This is a genomic window from Actinacidiphila bryophytorum, assembly GCF_016916835.1.
Lineage (GTDB): Bacteria > Actinomycetota > Actinomycetes > Streptomycetales > Streptomycetaceae > Actinacidiphila > Actinacidiphila bryophytorum.
The window spans coordinates 109,000-126,385 of the sequence record NZ_JAFFIX010000008.1 but is presented as its reverse complement, the minus strand read 5'-3'; the positions used below and the strand labels follow the sequence as shown (position 1 = coordinate 126,385).

Genomic DNA, 17,386 nt, shown 5'->3' with positions numbered 1-17,386 from the left:
TATCCGATCAGGCCGTATATGCGGGCAAATCGTCAGAGGCTGGACGGCGTCCCGGGACGGGCGAGGACCATCTCGACCTCCGTCTTCGCGGGGTCGTCCTTCATCGGGGCGGTCACCCCGGAGCGCACGAATCCGAACCGCCGGTAGAAGGCCTCGGCCCGCACGTTGTCCTCGTGGACGTACAGCCGCACCCGGGCCACCTCCGCGACCGACCACGCCCACTCGACGGCTGCCTCGAAGAGCGCGCCGATCGCCCCGCTGCCGCGGTGCTCCGGGCGGACGAAGACGCCGACCAGGTGGGCCTGGCGCTGCCGGACGGGCACGCCGAACACGTCGTCGCTGCCCGCGTCCTCGACCAGCACGCTCACCGTGCCGCCCCAGACCCCGCCCGGTGCCTCGGCCACGAACTGCCGCACCCGCGTGCCGGACGCCCTCTTGGCCCGGTCCTGCCAGAAGGAGTCCGGCTCCGCGGCGGCCTGCTCGTACGTCTCAAGGAAGGCGATCGGAGCCGCGGGATCCCGCAGCGCGGCGAGCCGCAACTCCTTGACCTGGGGCCACTCGTCGGCACGGATCGCGCGAACGGCGTCGCGCCACGGCTGGTTCATGCCGCCGACCCTACGGCAGCGCCGCGCCCGGGCACCACGGCATTTCCGCAGGTCCCCGCCCCGTGACCGTCAGGTCACGCATGGTCCTCGGGCACCCAGCTGCCGTGGAAGCCCAGCGGCACGGGCCGCGGCAGGTGGATACGGGCCAGCGGGGGCGCGGTGAAGTCCTGCGCCGCGAGCACGACCAGGTCGGCGGCGCCGCGGTCCGGGTTGTGGACGTAGGCGAGCACATAACCGTCGTCCTCGGCGCCCGCGTTGTCGCGCGCGGGAACGAAGACCGCTTCGCTCGCGGGCGAGTTGCGCGGGAAGTGGTGGACCTGGCTGGTGCCGCGCAGCAGGTCGTGCTTGATCAGCGCATTGCCGAAGGAGGTGTCCGGCGGCACTCCGTCCAGCGTCTCGTACGCCCGCCACATCTCGCCGGCCGTCGCCGCGTAGCCGTAGCGGTGCCTGCGCGAGACCAACTCCTCGCGCACCCGTGGGAATTCCTGCGGCCGGTCGTCCACGACCGACGTCCGCAGCCGGTCCCGGGCCAGGTCGACCGTCCAGCGGTGCAGCTTCGGGGTACCGGTCGCCGACGGGCCGTCTCAGCCGCGTCCCGCGGCGAAGAAGGGTGAGGGGAAGCCGACGAAGTCGACCACCACGGAGCCGCCGTCGTCGTAGGCGTTCAGGGTGTGCGAGTAGTACGTGCCGGGGTCGGCGTCGAACCAGCGCACAGGGCCGCCCTCCCTGCGCATCACCCCGATCCTGGCCGGGTGGTGCTCGTTCCACACGTACGGCACGAGCGCCCCGGCCTCGGCCGCGGCCATGTCGAAGGTCACCGGGGTGTCGAACAGCACCACGTAGCGGCCGGTGAGCGCGAAGTCGTGCATCATCGGGCTGTCGGCCACCGGGATCCTGGTGGTCCGCGCCACCGTCCCCGTACGGTCGATCACCACGTGCCGTACGTGGTCCCACGTCGGGTAGTAGGTGACCGCGTGCAACTCGTCGCACCGGGCGTCGTATTTGGTGTGCGCGGTGAAAGCCTCGCTCAGCGACCCGCCGAAGTCGTACGTGCCGGTCGTCCGCAGCTCCCCGTCCAGTTCGTACGGCATCGGCCCGCTCTCCTGCAGGGCCAGCACCCGGCCCTTGTACGGGATCACGTGGGTGTTGTTCGCGAAGTCGCTCTCCGGCACCGGGCCTTGGTAGGGCTCGCCGAGGCGCGCCGCCACCGAGGCCGAGCGCACCCAGCGGTTGCGGTACCACTCTGCCCGGCCGCCGCGGAGCCGCACCCCGTGCACCATGCCGTCGCCGAGCATCCAGTGGTGCAGGCTCGGGTCCTCAAGGCCCAGCGGGTTGGGGCCGTTGCGCAGGTAGCGGCCGTTCAGCTCGTGCGGGATGCGCCCGGTGACCGGCAGGTCGTACGCCGTCACCTCCTCCGTCGCCGGGGTGAAGGCGCCCTGGAGGAAGGGGTAGTCGCCACCGCTTCCGGCCGCCGCCGCGGCGGGCGTCGGCAGCACCCCCAGACCGCCGGCCGCCGCCAGCGCCGCCGCTGTGCCGCGCAGTACGCCCCGCCGGGTGAAATCCGCCATGTCCTCGATCCCCGTTCGTCCTCGTGCGGCCGGCCGCCGGTCGCGGCGCCGTCCACTTGAGGCTCTCGTGATCACCCCGGCCCGGTCACTCCCGCCACCGCCCGTCCCCGCCCGGGGGAAACCCCCACCCCGGCGGGGGTCAAGGACGCCCCCTCGACCGCCCGTGGGCGTCGGCGATGCGCTCCCGGAAGGGGCGGCGGCCCACCGCCTGCGCCACTTCGGCCAGCAGGTCCCCGAGGGGCATGGACAATTCCGCGTCCAGTGCGGCCATCGCAGCCGCCGTCGCGTCCCACTCGGCCTGGATCTGCGGCAGCAGGGCGCGGGCCTTGGGGGTGAGTTCGACCAGGCGGCGGCGGGCGTCCCGAGGGTCCGGGGTGTGGGTGACAAGGCCGGCGCGGGCCATCTGGGCCGCGGTCTGGCTGGCCGCCGAATGCGTGACCCCGACGGCCGCGGCCAGGTCGCGGACCGACAGCGGCCCTTCGGCCCGCAGCGCGCGGACGACCGGGGAGAAGCGGGGGCGGTACTCGGGCAGTCCCTGCTCCTGGTAGACCTCGGCCACGTCCGCGTCGAGCAGTTCCAGGACGTGGCGGAGCAGCGTGCCGGTGGCGGCCGGATCCGGATGATGTCGCACTCGCACCCTGTTAATCTAACAGCGCTGTTACATCTCAGGGAGGGTGTCTCATATGGCCGGGCTCTATCCCCCCGTCGAGCCGTACGAGCAGGGGATGCTGGACGTCGGCGACGGCAACCGCGTGTACTGGGAGACCTGCGGGAATCCGGCGGGCAAGCCCGCCCTCGTCCTGCACGGCGGCCCGGGGTCCGGGGCGGGGGCGTTCTGGCGCCGGCTGTTCGACCCGGCGGCGTACCGCATCGTGCTGTTCGACCAGCGCGGGTGCGGGCGCAGCACCCCGGACGCGGCCGATCCGCGGACCCCGCTCTCCGCGAACACCACCCCGCACCTGATCGCGGACATCGAACTGCTGCGCCGGCACCTCGGCATCGGCAGCTGGCTGGTCACCGGCGGCTCGTGGGGTGTGACCCTGGCGCTGGCCTACGCCGAGCGGCACCCGGCACACGTCTCGGAACTCGTGCTGTTCAGCGTGACCAGCACGACCCGGCGCGAGGTGGAGTGGATCACCCGGGAGATGGGGCGGGTCTTCCCCGAGGAGTGGGAGAGGTTCCGCGACGCCGTACCTGAAGGGGAGCGGGACGGCGATCTGGCGGCGGCGTACGCCCGTATGCTCGCCCACCCGGACGCCGCCGTCCGCGAGCGCGCGGCCCGGGAGTGGTGCCGGTGGGAGGACGTGCACGTGTCCACCCACCCCGGCCACCGGCCCGACCCCCGCTATCAGGACCCGGCCTTCCGGATGCGCTTCGCCCGCCTGGTCACGCACTACTGGCGGCACGCCGGTTTCCTGGAGGACGGGGCGCTGCTGCGCGACGCCGGCAGGCTCGCCGGCATCCGCGGTGTGCTGGTCGCCGGGCGGTTGGACATCAGCGGCCCCGTGGACATCGCCTGGCGCCTGGCCCGGCAGTGGCCGGACGCGGAGCTGGTGCTGATCGGCCACGAGGGCCACGGGCTGTCGGGGGACGCCACGACCGACGCGGTCGTCGCGGCCACGGACCGCTTCCGGCCGGTGCGGGAGGACGGCCCTGCGGTGGGGGCTCCCACGCGGTGACCGTCCGCCATGACGCCCGGCCGGGGTGGCCGGAATGGCTCTCCTGCGGTTCGCGCACACGCCGGTACGGTGCGGTGGGCCGCCGCGGTGGCGGCCTGCTCAGGGGGGGAGCGATCGCTGTGCGACGCTGGGCCGAGCCAGGCGGCCGCTGGGAGATGGTGACCCGGCGGCCTCATCCCGCGCTGCGGCCGGGGATTCACAGCTACCGGGGTTTCCGGCTGGCCTTCGACCGTCCGCGGCTGCGGCTGGAGGTTCCCGCCGGGTCGGTGAGCGTGGTGATCGGGTTCGCCGAGCCCCTGCGGATCGTCGGCGGCCGGGGCGCCTCGCCGGAAGGGGTCACCTGTGCGTCGCTCGTCTCCGGTCTGCACACCCGGCCCTCGTTCGGCGGGCACGACGGCAGGGCGCACGGCATCGAGGTCGTGATGGACCCGTGGACCGCCTTCCGGATCCTGAGGGCGCCCATGCACGAGCTGGCCGACACGGTGGTCGACCTGACGGACCTGCTGGACGGTTCGCTCCCGTACCTGACCGAGGCCCTCGCCGAGACGCCGGGCTGGGGTGCGCGCTTCACGCTGCTCGACTCCTTCTTCGTGACCCGGCTGCGCACCGGCCCCGCCGCCGCGGCCGGCGTACCGGCGGCCTGGCAGCAACTCGCCGCCCAGCTGGGCAGGGCGCGTCCGGCGTCCGTCGCCGCTCAGGTCGGCTGGAGCGAACGAGCCCTGGAGCGCCGGTTCCAGGAGCAGGTCGGCCTGTCACCGAAGTCGGTCGCCCGGGTCCTGCGCTTCCGGCGGTCGCTCCGGCTGCTGGAGGCGGGCCGGCGCGCGAGCGCGATCGTCGAGATCTGCGGCTACTACGACCAGGCGCACTTCAACCGGGAGTTCAAGGAGATGACCACCCGTTCGCCCTCCCGGTTCCTGGCGGAACGCGAGCACGGCGCCCGGCTGCAGGCCCAACTGGACAGGGCCGAGGGCCAGATCACCAGCGTGGTGCTGACCACCTGACGCCGCGGACGGGCACGTCCCACCGGGGGCGGCCCGTCCCCTGTACGGGCCGCCCGGCTGCGGGACGACCGGCTACGAGCCGACCGGTCCCAGCCGCGGGAGGACCGAGTTGACCGCGATGTCGTCCCCGAGCTTGAGGCCGTCGGCGGCGTCCCACGGGTAGTGGACGCCCAGATACACGCGGCTCTCCGCGGCCTCCTGGGCGGCCTGGTGGAAGCTGGTGTAACTGCGGGTCTTCTGCGGGGAAGCGGGGTCCTCGGTGTTCACGGTGAAGTTCATCGAGTCGTTGCCGCCGAAGAACCCCTGCATCACCGCGGCCCATGCGCCCGCGAACGCGGAGTGCCCCGAGGCCCAGGCGGGGAAGCAGGGCGTCAGCGGCGAGCCGTCGCGGCCGGCCGACAGCGGCTCCCAGGAGGTTTCCCCGGCGTAGTGGACGGCCGACACGGGGCGCCACAGATCGATCGGCGTCTGGTACTTCACGTCCCACTCGCCGATCGCGGCGTCCGCCATCGCCAGCGACACCAGGGCGAACAGCCGGGTGTTCTCGTACTTGCTCTGCAGCCGCGCCTTGGCGATCCCGATCGTGGCGTCGAGAAGCTGCCCCGGCGGCTTGAACGTGCCTTTGTGGGCGGCGTCGGGACCCAGGTCGTTGGCCCAGAAGGTGGCGACCGCCGTCTGCTCGCCGGTCCGCTCGGTGGAGTCGCGCCCGCCGAGCCTGCGGACCTCGTCGAGCTGGGCGGCGTAGGCGGGGCTGGCCAGCAGTGCGGAGTAACTCGCGAAGGTGCCGGGCGTGGAGGGCCGGTAGGCGGACCCGGAACTCATCGTGAAGGGCTTGACCAGACCCCAGTTCGGCGTCCCCGCGTCGTCCGCGCTGGTGCAGCCGGTCTCACCCGTCGGGCGCCAGGACCCCGGCACGTTGTCGAGCTGGTACGTGGCGGGGTTGTCCCAGCCGTCCGCGCTGCGCGCCTGCCGCATGTTCGTGACGATCGTGCCGACGATCTCGGTGTCGATGATGTCGTACTGGGTGGACGGGGTGCCGAACCGCTCCAGGAACTTCTGGTCCAGGTAGGCGGTCTGGTCCGGGTACAGGTCGTGCAGGACGTTGTACGCCGTCCGCCCGATGATCCGCTCCTCCTCGTCCGCCCCCTGGCCGAGGTTCCAGTACTTGGGGGCGGACAGGTACGGCTTGTACTTCAGCGTCCCGAAGGTGTTCTGGTACGCGCTCTCGCCGTCGTAGATCGCGGCGTTCATCATGGCGGCCGCCCGGGCGAGCCGGCCGGGCGAGCCCGCGTCGCCCGTGCTGACCCGGAACAGCTCCAGGAGGACGCCGTTCCAGTACTGGGTGGGGTCGCCGGTGTAGTCGGGCGCCGCCGCCCTCGCCGGGGACTGCGGCAGCGCAAGGGTGGTCCCTGCTGCGAGCAGGGACAGTCCGGCGCCCAGCACGGCTGCCTGCCGCACCCTGCGAAGGGTGCGCGTGCGTAACGCGCGGGTGGCTGAGGTGCCGTGCGGTCTGCCGAGGAGCGATCGCATGGAGGTCTCCGACGTGTGAGGAGGGCCGCGGTCCGGCCACCGAGCCGGGTCGGCCGCCCCCGCCCGGCCGTCCCGCTCGTACCTGACGGCGCCATCCTGCGGCCTCGCGCCGTCCGCGGTCTTGGATATTTCCGTCACCCCGCCCGGCGGTGCGCAGCCCGCTGCCCCGCCGTGGACGGCCTCCAGGCAGGAGGGGCCGTTCGGCCCCGCACCACGGGCTGGACGGCTCATGCGCCGAGACCGGACTGCGACGAGGTTGGAAGGACGGACGGAGGAAGGGATGTGAAGGCAATGTCGCCGAACCCCGCCCCGACGGGTGACATCGGCAGGCGTCTGGCGCTGCGCCGGGAGGAGCTGAGCCTGACGCGCGAGCAGGTGGCCGAGCGGGCGGGGATCGCCCCCGGCTACCTCCAGTACGTCGAGGAGCAGCCGTCCGCCGTCCCCGGGCTGACCTTCCTGCTCCGGGTGGCCGAGGCACTGGAGACGACGGTGCCGCGGCTGCGCGGCGCCGAGACGGGCCTGCCGCCCGGCCTGGGCGAGGCGGCCGAGCACCCCGCCTTCACCGTGGTCGAGCCCGAGGAGTGCCTGGCACTGCTGTCGGACCACGGGGTCGGGCGGATCGCACTGACCACCGACGAGGGCCCGGCGATCGTGCCGGTCAACTACGACATGGTGGACGGAGCGGTGGTCTTCCGCACGGCGCCGCCCTCGGTGCCCTCCCGTGCCGCCGGCCAGGAGGTCGCCTTCGAGGTGGACCGGATCGACGAGGCGCTCAGCGAAGGCTGGAGCGTGCTGGTCCTCGGCGCCGCAGCCGAGGTCACCGATCCCGCCGACATCCTGGACCTCCAGGAGCGCGCCCGCACCACCCCCTGGGCAGGCGGCGACCGCCCGGTGTGGATGCGGATCGACCCCGTACGCATCACAGGCCGCCGGATCACCGCGGGCTGATCGCGGCGCGCACCGTCCGTGGGCGACGGCGGTCGCGCGTCAGCCGGCGGTCGCGCATCAGGCGCGTCAGTCGTGGGCGACGACCGCGACCGGGCATGCGGCGTGGTGGACGACGGCGTGGGTGACCGGGCCGATGTGGGCGCCGACGGCGATGTGCCGGCGGCGGCGGCCCACGACGAGCAGCGACGCCTCCTGCGCCACCTCCGCCAGCGTCCCGGTCACCGGCCCCGCGACGACCTCGTGGGACACCTGGACGTCGCCGAACCGGGCGCGCCAGGGGGTGAGCACCTGCGCCAGTTGTTCTGCCTGTTCCGAGCGCAGCTGCTCCGCGATCTCGCGGTCCAGCATGGGGCCCGCATAGCCGTACAGCCGGTGCACGTCCCACACGTGTACCACGCGCAGGGCGGGGACCCTGGCCGACGCCTCCTCGAAGGCGAACTGCGTCAGCGCGTCGGAAGGGCGGCCGAGGTCGAGGGCGAGTACGACGGGGGCACCGGCGCTGCTCGGCTCGTCGCCGGGGGCTCGTACCAGCACCACCGGCCGGTCGCTGTGAGCGACCACGTGGAGGCCCACGGAGCCGTAGAGGAAGCCCGAGACGGTGCCGAGCGCGCGGGAGCCGAGGACGGTCACGTCCGCCGCGGCGGCCGCGTCGAGCAGCGCGGGCGCCGGGCTGCCCGTGATCTGCTCCGCGGTGACCTTGAGCCCGGGGTGGCGGGCGGTGAGCTTACGGGCGGCGTCGAGGACCTGCGCCTCCTCCCACTGGCGCAGCGCCTCCGGTGCCGGGGAGAACTGCACATTGCTGGCCGGGGGCTGCCAGACGTCGAGGAGGCGTACCTCCGCTCCGTGTGCCGCCGCCTCGTCCCCGGCCCACTCGGCCGCCGCCGCGCTTTCCGGCGACCCGTCGACTCCGACGACCACGATCCTCGCCATCGCCACCACCTCGCCTCTCGCTGTTGTCCGTGGATGTGTGGGCCACGTGCAGGGTCTTCACGATCGCCCGCACCTGCCGTACGCGATAGGGCCGACCGGACCCCTGTCGTGCCCGGCTGATCCCTGTCGGCCGGGGGGAAGCGCGGCGCACGGTGGCGGTGTGGCCGGGCACCGGCCATCCGGGCGAAGGAGGTCGGTCGTATGTCCGTCAGGCGCGAAGCGGTGGTCGCAGGTGTCACCCGTACCCACCCGGAGCTGACCGAGCGGGTGGTCCGGTGGGCCGCGGACGAGGCGAGTGCGCGGGGGTTCGCGCTGCGCATCCTGCACGCCCAGGAGTGGCCGCGCGGCGCGCCGCCCGATGCGGCGCCCGGCCATCCCGCCCACGCCTGGTCGACGCACTTCCGCGCCGCCGGGCAGGCGCTGCTGGACGACGCTTGCGGGACGGCGGCGGCCGCGCATCCCGGCCTGCCCGTGACCGGGGAGCTGGCCGTGGGCCGTGCCGCGCCCGTGCTGCGCGACGCCGCCGAGACCGCCGCGCTGCTGGTGCTCGGCGCCCGCCGGCTCACCGGAGTCGAAGGGGTGTTCTTCGACCGCGGCAAAGGCCACATGCTGGTCGGTCATCTGCCGTGCCCGCTGGCGCTCGTACCGCAGGCGCCCGCGGCGCCCGCCGACGGGCCGGTCGTCGTCGGCGTGGACGGGTCGGACTCGTCGCTGGCGGCCGTGGAGCTGGCCTTCGCCGAGGCGGACGCCGCGAAGACCGAACTGGTGGCGGTCGAGGTGCGCCGGCCCAGGGACGCGGCATGGCCGGAGTTCATCGAGGAGACGGGGCTGCATCTGTCGGAGCTGCTGGCCGGGCACGCCGAGCGCTATCCCGACACCGCGGTGCGCTACGAGATCCTCAGCGGCGACCCCGCGCCGTTGCTCGCGTCCGCGGCACGCCACGCGCGGTGCCTGGTGGTGGGCTCCCGTGGACGCGGCGGCTTCCGCGGGATGCTGCTGGGATCCACCAGCCGCGACCTGGTGAACCGCACCGCATGCCCGCTGCTCGTCGCACCGTCCGGGACCGTCTGAACGGCCGCGCGATGCCCGCGCGGCCCACTGGTCGAGCCGTGAGCCCATCCTCACAGTTCGTGACCGCGAGCGGTCGCGATGCGGCGGCCGGTGATGCGCTCAGGGCGGATGCGCATCCACAGCGACCGCTTCCCGCCGGCCCACGGTTCCGCGGCCCGCCGCTCGGCCAGTGCCCGTACGGCCGCCGGGTCGTCGACCGGTTCCGCGGTTCCCGCGACCAGGACGCTCCAGCCCTGGCTGAGCCGCTCGTCCACCCGGTCCACCTGGAAGGACACCGCCGACCCGGTGTCCAGCGCCGCAGGGGCGCCAAGGGCTGTCCGGTAGACGAGCGTGCGCGCGTCGACGGTGTAGTTCACCGGGAAGACGACGGGGCTGGGCTCCGCGGGCAGCGCGATACGACCCACACCGTGGCTGCCGATCATGTCCCAGCACTCCTCGGAGGTCAGATGGACCAGCACCGGCCCCGCCCCCGGGCCCGCCTGCCCCGGCGGGGGGTCGCTGCGGCCTTCGAGCAGCTCCTTGTAGGTCAGGCCGAGCGCGGCGGCGATCCGTACGAAACCGCCGGGGTCGAAGCCGGGGCCGGCGTCCAGGACCTGCCGCAGGTAGCGGGGCGCCATGCCCGCCGCGAGTGCCAACTCCTGTTCTGCCATCCCGAGTTCTCCGCGGCGGTCGGCGACCCGCTGGGCGAGGTCGGCGGGCTCGGTGCGGTGCTCCCCGGTTCCTCCGCTGGGCTGGGTCACGGCGGATCCTCTCCCTTCCGTCGTCGCGGCCGTACGTCCAGCCTCACCCCCGCCGCCGGACGGTGCCACGCGGGAACCGCGGCGGGGGTGCGTCGAGCCGCCGTCCGAGCCGGGAGACTCCGTCGCAGGGTGCCGTGAGCGCGTGCCCGGGGTGCCGTGCGGCGCGCTCAGGGCGCGGTGAGGCGGGCGACCGCTCCGATCTCCAGGGCGGTCCAGATCGCGCCGTCCGGCCCCAGGGCGATGCCGTGGGGCTCCGAGGCGGGGCTGGGAAGGTCGTGCTCCTCGATACGGCCGTCGGGGGTGATCCGGCCGATGCGGTTGGCCCCCCACTCGGTGAACCAGCAGTTCCCTCCGCCGTCGGCGACGATGGCGTGCGGGCGTGACGCGCGGTCGGACAGGGCGAATTCGTCGATCTTCCCGTCGGGCGTGATCCGTCCGATCTGGCCGGCGCCGATCTCCACGAACCACAGGGCGCCGTCGGCGCCGGCCGTGATGCCGACCGGGGCGGCCGCGGGTGTGGGCAGCGGGTGAACGGTGACGTCGCCGTCGTGTCCGACGGCGCCGATCGCGTTCGCCTGGTTCATCGTGAACCACAGCCGGTCGTCCGGTCCTGCGGCGATCGCGGACGGGAAGGCACCGGACAGCGGGATGGGGAACTCGGTGACCTGCCCGCCGGGGGTGATGCGGCCGATGCGGTCGGCACCGGCCTCCGTGAACCACAGCGCGCCGTCGGCTCCCGCGGCGATGCCGAACGGCCCGGCGTCCGGCGTCGGCAGCGGGAAGGAGGTGATGTCCCCTGCCGTGGTGATCCGGCCGATCCGGTGGCCGCGGAACTCGGTGAACCACAGGGCGCCGTCGGGTCCTGCCGTGATGATCGACGGCCCGCCGGTGGCCGGTTCGACCTGGTGGACGCTGACGTCGCCGCCGGTCGTGATCCGGCCGATCCGTCCGTGGTGGACCATGGTGAACCACAGGGCACCGTCTGGTCCCGCGGTGATTCCGTAGGGTCCGGCCTCACGGTCGGAGACGGAGAACTCTGCGATCGCAGCGGACGGGCGACTCGGCATCGGCGGATTCCTCGATCGTGAACGGGGGACGTGCGAGTGCGGATGCTATCCGTGCCCGCACCGCCCGCGCCCCTGGATTTTCCGGCCCTGCGGCAGCAGTCGCGGGACGGGCTGGAAGGCCGGCTCCTCTAAGCTCCCGGGTAGGATTGTGTGTGTCCGCTCGCGAGTGGAGGATCCGGTGGGCGAGGACGGCCAGCAGTTGCCGCGGTTGCGCCTGGACCAGCTGCTCGACGAACTGCAGGTGCGGCTCGACGCGGTGCGCGGGACGCAGAGCAGGGTGCACAACCTGCTGGAGGCGGTGCTGTCGGTGGGCAGCGAGCTGGAGCTGCCGCAGGTGCTGCGCACGATCGTGGAGTCGGCCGTCACGCTGGTGGACGCGGAGTACGGCGCCCTGGGGGTGATCGAGGGGACGCGGCTGTCGCAGTTCCTGACCGTGGGGGTCAGCGAGGAGCAGCGCGCGGCGATCGGCGGTCTGCCGTCGGGGCACGGCATCCTGGGCGAGCTGATCAGGCACCCGGAGCCGCTGCGGCTCAAGGAGCTTTCCGAGCACCCGTCCTCGTACGGGTTCCCCCACGATCACCCGCCGATGCACTCCTTTCTCGGGGTCCCGATCCGGGTGCGCGACGAGGTGTTCGGCAACCTGTACCTCACCGAGAAGCGCGGCGGCGGCGAGTTCGACGGGGAGGACGAGACCGTCCTGCGGACGCTGGCGGTCGCCGCCGGTGTGGCGATCGAGAACGCCAGGCTCTACCGGTCGGCCCGCGACCGGCAGCGCTGGATGGAGGCCAACGCCGAGATCGTCGCCGCCCTGCTGTCGGGCGCCGACGAGATGGACGTGCTGAGCCGCATCGTGCGGCACGCCAGGAACATCGCGGACGCCGACTTGGGTGTCATCGCACTGGCCGTCGACAGCGGCAGCGACGTGCGGGTGATGATCGCCGAGGGCACCGGCGCCGACGACCACCGCGGGCTGACGCTGCCGCGGGACGGCACGTTCATGGGCGCGGCGATGGCCGCCGAGAAGCCGATCACCACGGGCGAGATCCGAAAGGACCCCCGGGTGACCGCGGGGCCGCCGCGTTTCAGCAGCCTGGGGCCCGCGGTGGCGGTGCCCATGGTCACCGACGAGGGCGTGCGCGGGGCGCTGCTGCTGGCCCGCAAGTCCGGGGCGGCCCTGTTCTCCGAGGCCGAGTCCTCGCTGCTGCTGGGCTTCGCCGGGCAGGCCGCACTGGCGCTGCAGCTGGCGGAGCGGCGCAGGTCGGCCGAGCAGCTGACGGTGCTCGAGGACCGCGACCGCATCGCCCGCGACCTGCACGACCTGGCGATCCAGCGGCTCTTCGCCACGGGGATGACGCTGCAGAGCACGCTGCGTTTCGTGAACCACCCGCAGGCGACCGAGCGGCTGCTGCGCGCGGTGGACGACCTGGACGAGACCATCAAGATCATCCGATCGACGATCTTCGGGCTGCGGGCGGACGAAGGGGATCGCAGGTCCGGCGGCCTGCGCTCGCGGGCCGTGGCAAGCGTGGCGGACGCGGCGGCGGCCCTGGGCTTCACACCGGCCCTGCACATGGAAGGGCTGCTCGACACCGACGTGCCCGCCGACTTCGCGCAGGACGCGGTGGCGGTGCTGGTCGAGGCCCTGTCCAACGCGGCGCGGCACGCTCAGGCGTCCTCCGTCGACGTCTCGCTCGTCGTCGCCGGCGGGACGTTGACGGTGTGCGTCACGGACGACGGGGTCGGGCTGCGGTCCGCCGGGCGGCGCAGCGGGCTGCGGAACCTCGCGGTGCGCGCGGAGCAGCGCGGCGGGTCCATGGAGACGGCGGCAGGCCCTGAGGGCGGCACCCGCCTGGTGTGGAAGGTGCCGCTGGGGTCTGCAGGTAGCTGATAACCACGCGGCCCCTGCCGGCGGCCGTCCGCTGCGGCCGTGGATGCCGTCGGCGGGGGACTGGGTACACGGTCCGTTCAGTCGGCGGCCCGGGGAATGCGGCGGCCGAGGATCTGGGGTAGTCCTGGAAGGACCAGCGGCCACGCGCAGGTCCCCGGCACCCGCGGGCGGACACGCTCGGCGCCGTCCCGGCCTCTCACGAGACGGAGGTGTCCCGCATGGTGGAGCGGCATCAGTCTGACGCGTCGGCGCTCCGGTCGGCCCCGGGTTCGGCTGGAGCGTCGCGTGCAGAGGTCCGCGAGACGCACACAGCGGTCGTGTTCTTCGTCGGCGATCGCGCTTACAAGGTCAAGAAGCCCGTCGACATGACCTTTCTGGACTTCACCACGGTGGCGGCCCGGAGGGCCGTGTGCGAGCGGGAAGTCGCCCTCAACCGGCGTTTCGCCCCCGACGTGTATCTCGGTGTCGGAGATTTCCGAGGGCCGGACACCGATGTGCCAGAACCCGTCGTCGTGATGCGGCGCATGCCGGCCGAGCGCCGCCTGTCCCGGCTCGTCCAGGAGGGTGAGGCCCTCGACGACGCGCTGCGGGAGGTCGCCCGGCTGCTCGCCACTTGTCACTCGCAGCAGTCCCGCAGCCCGGAGGTGGACCGGGAAGGGAGCCGGGACGCCCTGGCATCGCGCTGGGAGGCCAGCTTCGCACAGGTCCGCGCCTTGGACGGCGACCCGCCGGACGGTCTGGAGGAGGTGGAGCGGCTGGTGCGGCGCTACCTCGGCGGCCGGCTGCAGCTGTTCGACGCTCGTATCCAGCAGGGCCGAGTGGTCGACGGTCACGGTGACCTGCTTGCCGACGACATCTTCTGCCTGTCCGACGGCCCTCGTGTTCTGGACTGCCTGGAGTTCGACGACCGGCTGCGCTACGTCGACGGGCTTGACGACGCCGCCTTCCTGGCCATGGACCTGGAGCACCTCGGCGCACCGGAGGCCGCGGCGTTCTTCCTGGCCGCCTACGGTGAGTTCTCCGGCGATCCGGCACCGTCGTCGCTGTGGCACCACTACGTCGCCTACCGTGCGTTCGTCCGTGCGAAGGTCGCCCTGATCCAGTCGGGACAGGGCGCGCCGGGTGCGGAGGCGACAGCTCGCCGGCTGACCGGGACGGCACTGCGCCACCTGCGCACGGCTGCCGTCGGCCTGACGCTCGTAGGAGGCCTGCCGGGCAGTGGGAAGTCCACACTCTCCGGTGCGCTCGCCGATCGACTCGGTGTCACCCTGCTCAGCAGCGACCGCCTGCGCAAGGAACTGGCCGGCATCCCGGCGGAGCAGCACGCGGCCGCCGGGTATCGAGAGGGCATCTATTCGCCCGAGTGGACCAGCAGGACGTACGGGAGGCTGCTCGACCGGGCGTCCGCCCTGCTGGCCAAAGGGGAGTCCGTCGTCCTGGACGCCTCCTGGTCCGACGCGGGCCGCCGGGAAGCCGCGCTGCGGATGGCGGAACACGCCGGTGCCGACGTGGTCGCGCTGCACTGCCGGGTGCCCGATGACGTGGCCGCTGCCCGGCTGATCGGGCGCCCGCCCGGCATCTCCGACGCCGACGCCGGTGTGGCCGCCGCCATGGCGGCAGAGGAACCGCCGTGGCCGCAAGCCGTCGTGGTCGACACCAGCGGCCCGCTGGAGGCGGCAGTCGCCCAGGCTCTGGCAGCCGTACGACCGCACGGAAACGCCCAAGCCCCGATCTTCCGCCGTCCGTACATGCTGCCCGACTAGGGAGCCCGCCGGCGAACGGGCGGTCCGCGAGGCCCCGCGGTCAGTCGCAGGGGACAACGGCGACGGGGCACCCGACGTGGTGGATCGCCGCGGACGTCACCGGCCCCAGACGGCCGATCGGCAGGCGTCGGTGATGACGCCCGACGACGAGGAGCTGCGCGTCGGCTCCGGCGTCGACGAGACGCACCGAGGCGTTCCCGCGGGCCAGGGTGGTACGCAGACGCACCTGGGGGTACCGGCGGCGCCATGGAACCAGGGCGGCCTCCAGGCGCTGACCTTCCTTCGCCGCCTCGTCCTCGTCGAAGGCTCCGAACGTTCCGTAGGCCATGTACTCGCCGCCCGGGGGATGGCCCCAGGCATGCATCACGTGGAGGGGGGCCGCGCGGAGATCAGCGGCATGGAAGGCGAAGCCCAGGACTGCCTCCACCGGGTGGCGCATGTCGAGACCGACGACGACGTCCCGGCCGGACGTCCCGCACCTGGGTGCCTCGGCAGCCCCCACGCCGGCGGACCGCGGTTCGACCGCGCGCACCAGCACCATGGGGCAGACACTCCGGACCAGCACCTCCTGACTGACCGAACCGACGACGAAACCGCGAAGGGCGCCCAGCCCTCGCGACCCCAGGACCAGCATTGCCGCCCGTCCGGCAGCGCTCTCCAGCGCCGCCACCGGTGCACGCGGGACATGGACGGTCGTCACCTCGATGTCCGGGCGCAGCGCGCGCAGTTCGGCCTCTCGTGCGGCTGTCAGATGGCTCAGACGCCGTTGCCCTTCGCTGTCGGACGGCGATGCGGGCGGGTCCCCCGCATAGAGCAACTCCACGGGGGCACGGCGTCGTTCCGCCTCGCAGACAGCCCAGTCCGCGGCGGCCTGGCTCTCCTGCGACCCGTCGTAACCCACGACGATCGGTGCATCACCCATAGTCACTCCCGCGTCACTGTGCGGTCCGGCGCTTGCGGAGGGAGTCGAGCCGCCCAGGGGAGACTCCCTGCTCCCTTCGTCTGCCATTGGCCAGGGCGACGGACTCGATTCGGTCTCTGGTGGCGTCGGTCAGTTCCCGGAGCCGGACGGACTCGGCCGCCTCGGGCGGCTGCGGGTCAGCGGTGCGCCGTGCTTCCGCCGGCAGGTCGGCCAGGCCGGTCTGAAGCCCGGTACGCATCCGGCTGAGCGTCGGCGGGCTGCCGAGCCGGCGTCCCTGCCGCATGACGGGTGCGAGAAGGGGCCGCGTCCCGGCCGGGGCCGGTTCGTCCCGTAGCGCGACGACATCGCGGAAGCCTGGTCCGCGGAAGACCTGCTTGGCCCCGGGTGCTGTGACTTTGCCGCGAGAGAGTTTCATCGTCGGCCGGCCGTCGTAGTCGACCAGCTTGTACGCGGCATCCAGGGAGGGCGCGTCGTCGCAGACCCCGAAGCGCGTGCCGACCGCGAACACGTCGACGGGTGCTCCCAGCCGGACCAGCCGGTCGATCTCGTACTCGTCGAGACCGCCGCTCGCGGTGATCCGCACCGAAGGCAGGCCGTAGGCGTCCAGGATGCGCCTGACAAGGACGGCGAGCGCACCGAGGTCGCCGCTGTCCAGCCGTACCGCACAGCCGTCCGCGAGTCGCTCGTCGCGAAGGACCCGGGCGGCGGTGAGGGCGCCGGCTTCCGTGTCGTAGGTGTCCACCAGCAGCGTGACCGGGCCTGGGTGGGCGGAGACGAATGCCCGGAACGCCGTCTCCTCGTCCTCGAAGGCCTCGATGTACGAGTGCGCCATGGTGCCGACCGCGGGCAGCCCCAAGGCGCGTGCGGCGGCCACGTTGCTCGTTCCGGTGAAACCGGCCATCGCGCCCAGTCTGGCCGCCTGCATCCCGGCCTCGACCCCGTGGGTCCGCCGCAGGGAGAAGTCGACGACGGGCCGGCCCGACGCGGCGGCGACGCACCGAGCCGCCTTGGTGGCCACCGCCGTCTGGTGGCACACCTGGTTCAGCAGCATCGTCTCGACGAGTTGGGCCTCCGGCAGCGGAGCTGTCACCTCCAGCAGGGGCTCTCCGGCCAGCACGACCGTCCCCTCGGGTACGGCCCGCACCTCACCCGTGAAGGTGAGCCCAGACAGCGGGCGCAGGTCCTCCGCCGGCCGGCCCAGAGCAGAGGCGTAGGCCTCGACGTCGTCGTCGTCGACCCGAAGACCGGACAGCATGTCCAGTGCCGACTCCAGCCCGGCGGCGACGAGGTAGCCGCGGCCGGGCGGCAGCTTGCGGACGGCCAGACTGAAGGTGGCTGCCGACATCATGCGCTCCCTGAGGTAGGAGTGCGCCATGGACACTTCGTAGAGGTCGGTGATCTGCGCGTTCGACATGCCGGGCGCTCCTGTCCCGCGACGATGGCGCCTCCGGCTGTCTGCCGGCTCGTCGGCCGGCGGGTCCGGCAGCCGGCGGGGCCGGCCCTCTAAGCCACCCTCCCACTGCCGAGGTCGCTTGTCCTGGGATGTCCCTTCCGCCGGGGACCGGGCGAGCAGGTGGCACGGCCGCAGCGGCCCGGCCCGTCCGCCACCGGGCGGAGGAGGTGGGATCTCGCGTCCGTGCACGGAACCGGCCCCGGCGAGCGGATCACCTGCGC

Annotated in this window: 14 protein-coding genes and 1 pseudogene; 6 read left to right on the top strand and 9 right to left on the bottom strand. The window is 73.3% G+C overall.

Going from position 1 to position 17,386, the window contains the following annotated elements; all coding sequences use genetic code 11:
- Window positions 1-32: 32 nt before the first annotated feature.
- From JT723_RS14415 to JT723_RS14405, 3 genes and pseudogenes are all read right to left on the bottom strand, one after another.
- Complete coding sequence (locus JT723_RS14415) at window positions 33-605, bottom strand: GNAT family N-acetyltransferase (protein WP_205044988.1); 573 nt, start codon at window positions 603-605, stop codon at window positions 33-35.
- A gap of 74 nt (window positions 606-679) precedes the next feature.
- Window positions 680-2,173: pseudogene (locus JT723_RS14410) on the bottom strand (carotenoid oxygenase family protein).
- A 139-nt stretch (window positions 2,174-2,312) separates the two neighbouring features.
- Window positions 2,313-2,810: a MarR family winged helix-turn-helix transcriptional regulator gene (locus tag JT723_RS14405; protein WP_307864006.1), complete on the bottom strand. Its 498-nt coding sequence runs from the start codon at window positions 2,808-2,810 to the stop codon at window positions 2,313-2,315.
- 46 nt (window positions 2,811-2,856) lie between these two features.
- Between JT723_RS14405 and pip the strand changes: the two genes are divergently transcribed.
- Window positions 2,857-3,852, top strand: a complete 996-nt coding sequence (gene pip / locus JT723_RS14400) for a prolyl aminopeptidase (RefSeq protein ID WP_205044987.1) — start codon at window positions 2,857-2,859, stop codon at window positions 3,850-3,852.
- Between the two features lie 119 nt (window positions 3,853-3,971).
- Window positions 3,972-4,853, top strand: a complete 882-nt coding sequence (locus tag JT723_RS14395; protein ID WP_251513153.1) for a helix-turn-helix domain-containing protein — start codon at window positions 3,972-3,974, stop codon at window positions 4,851-4,853.
- Between the two features lie 72 nt (window positions 4,854-4,925).
- On the opposite strand, the gene JT723_RS14390 is transcribed toward JT723_RS14395, so the two are convergent.
- On the bottom strand, window positions 4,926-6,311 hold the full coding sequence (locus JT723_RS14390; RefSeq protein ID WP_251513151.1) for a vanadium-dependent haloperoxidase: 1,386 nt from the start codon (window positions 6,309-6,311) through the stop codon (window positions 4,926-4,928).
- Between the two features lie 363 nt (window positions 6,312-6,674).
- Between JT723_RS14390 and JT723_RS14385 the strand changes: the two genes are divergently transcribed.
- Complete coding sequence (locus tag JT723_RS14385) at window positions 6,675-7,331, top strand: helix-turn-helix domain-containing protein (protein WP_205044985.1); 657 nt, start codon at window positions 6,675-6,677, stop codon at window positions 7,329-7,331.
- A gap of 66 nt (window positions 7,332-7,397) precedes the next feature.
- On the opposite strand, the gene JT723_RS14380 is transcribed toward JT723_RS14385, so the two are convergent.
- The gene (locus tag JT723_RS14380) at window positions 7,398-8,261 is read right to left on the bottom strand and encodes a universal stress protein (protein WP_205044984.1); all 864 of its coding nucleotides are present in this window, start codon (window positions 8,259-8,261) and stop codon (window positions 7,398-7,400) included.
- A 201-nt stretch (window positions 8,262-8,462) separates the two neighbouring features.
- Here JT723_RS14380 and JT723_RS14375 point away from each other — a divergent pair, with 201 nt between their 5' ends.
- Window positions 8,463-9,332, top strand: coding sequence for a universal stress protein (locus tag JT723_RS14375; RefSeq protein WP_205044983.1), 870 nt, complete (start codon window positions 8,463-8,465; stop codon window positions 9,330-9,332).
- A 50-nt stretch (window positions 9,333-9,382) separates the two neighbouring features.
- Here the strand turns inward: JT723_RS14375 and JT723_RS35110 are convergent, their stop codons facing one another.
- Window positions 9,383-10,072 (bottom strand): helix-turn-helix domain-containing protein, encoded by a 690-nt coding sequence (locus JT723_RS35110; protein WP_251513149.1) that lies wholly within the window; start codon window positions 10,070-10,072, stop codon window positions 9,383-9,385.
- Window positions 10,073-10,239: 167 nt separating this feature from the next.
- Window positions 10,240-11,139: a Vgb family protein gene (locus JT723_RS14365; RefSeq protein WP_205044982.1), complete on the bottom strand. Its 900-nt coding sequence runs from the start codon at window positions 11,137-11,139 to the stop codon at window positions 10,240-10,242.
- 178 nt (window positions 11,140-11,317) lie between these two features.
- On the opposite strand from JT723_RS14365, the gene JT723_RS14360 reads away from it, so the two are divergent.
- Complete coding sequence (locus tag JT723_RS14360) at window positions 11,318-13,027, top strand: GAF domain-containing sensor histidine kinase (RefSeq protein WP_251513147.1); 1,710 nt, start codon at window positions 11,318-11,320, stop codon at window positions 13,025-13,027.
- A 218-nt stretch (window positions 13,028-13,245) separates the two neighbouring features.
- Window positions 13,246-14,790 (top strand): bifunctional aminoglycoside phosphotransferase/ATP-binding protein, encoded by a 1,545-nt coding sequence (locus JT723_RS14355; protein ID WP_205044981.1) that lies wholly within the window; start codon window positions 13,246-13,248, stop codon window positions 14,788-14,790.
- A gap of 40 nt (window positions 14,791-14,830) precedes the next feature.
- On the opposite strand, the gene JT723_RS14350 is transcribed toward JT723_RS14355, so the two are convergent.
- Window positions 14,831-15,712, bottom strand: coding sequence for a universal stress protein (locus JT723_RS14350; RefSeq protein WP_205044980.1), 882 nt, complete (start codon window positions 15,710-15,712; stop codon window positions 14,831-14,833).
- Window positions 15,713-15,725: 13 nt separating this feature from the next.
- The gene (locus JT723_RS14345; RefSeq protein WP_205044979.1) at window positions 15,726-17,126 is read right to left on the bottom strand and encodes a nicotinate phosphoribosyltransferase; all 1,401 of its coding nucleotides are present in this window, start codon (window positions 17,124-17,126) and stop codon (window positions 15,726-15,728) included.
- Window positions 17,127-17,386 lie beyond the last annotated feature (260 nt).

Bases quoted from the DNA above. Each gene is read 5' to 3' on its own strand.
- JT723_RS14415 (WP_205044988.1), bottom strand. From the start codon at position 605: ATGAACCAGCCGTGGCGCGACGCCGTTCGCGCGATCCGTGCCGACGAG.
- pip (WP_205044987.1), top strand. From the start codon at position 2,857: ATGGCCGGGCTCTATCCCCCCGTCGAGCCGTACGAGCAGGGGATGCTG.
- JT723_RS14385 (WP_205044985.1), top strand. From the start codon at position 6,675: ATGTCGCCGAACCCCGCCCCGACGGGTGACATCGGCAGGCGTCTGGCG.
- JT723_RS14380 (WP_205044984.1), bottom strand. From the start codon at position 8,261: ATGGCGAGGATCGTGGTCGTCGGAGTCGACGGGTCGCCGGAAAGCGCG.
- JT723_RS14375 (WP_205044983.1), top strand. From the start codon at position 8,463: ATGTCCGTCAGGCGCGAAGCGGTGGTCGCAGGTGTCACCCGTACCCAC.
- JT723_RS14365 (WP_205044982.1), bottom strand. From the start codon at position 11,139: ATGCCGAGTCGCCCGTCCGCTGCGATCGCAGAGTTCTCCGTCTCCGAC.
- JT723_RS14355 (WP_205044981.1), top strand. From the start codon at position 13,246: ATGGTGGAGCGGCATCAGTCTGACGCGTCGGCGCTCCGGTCGGCCCCG.
- JT723_RS14350 (WP_205044980.1), bottom strand. From the start codon at position 15,712: ATGGGTGATGCACCGATCGTCGTGGGTTACGACGGGTCGCAGGAGAGC.
- JT723_RS14345 (WP_205044979.1), bottom strand. From the start codon at position 17,126: ATGTCGAACGCGCAGATCACCGACCTCTACGAAGTGTCCATGGCGCAC.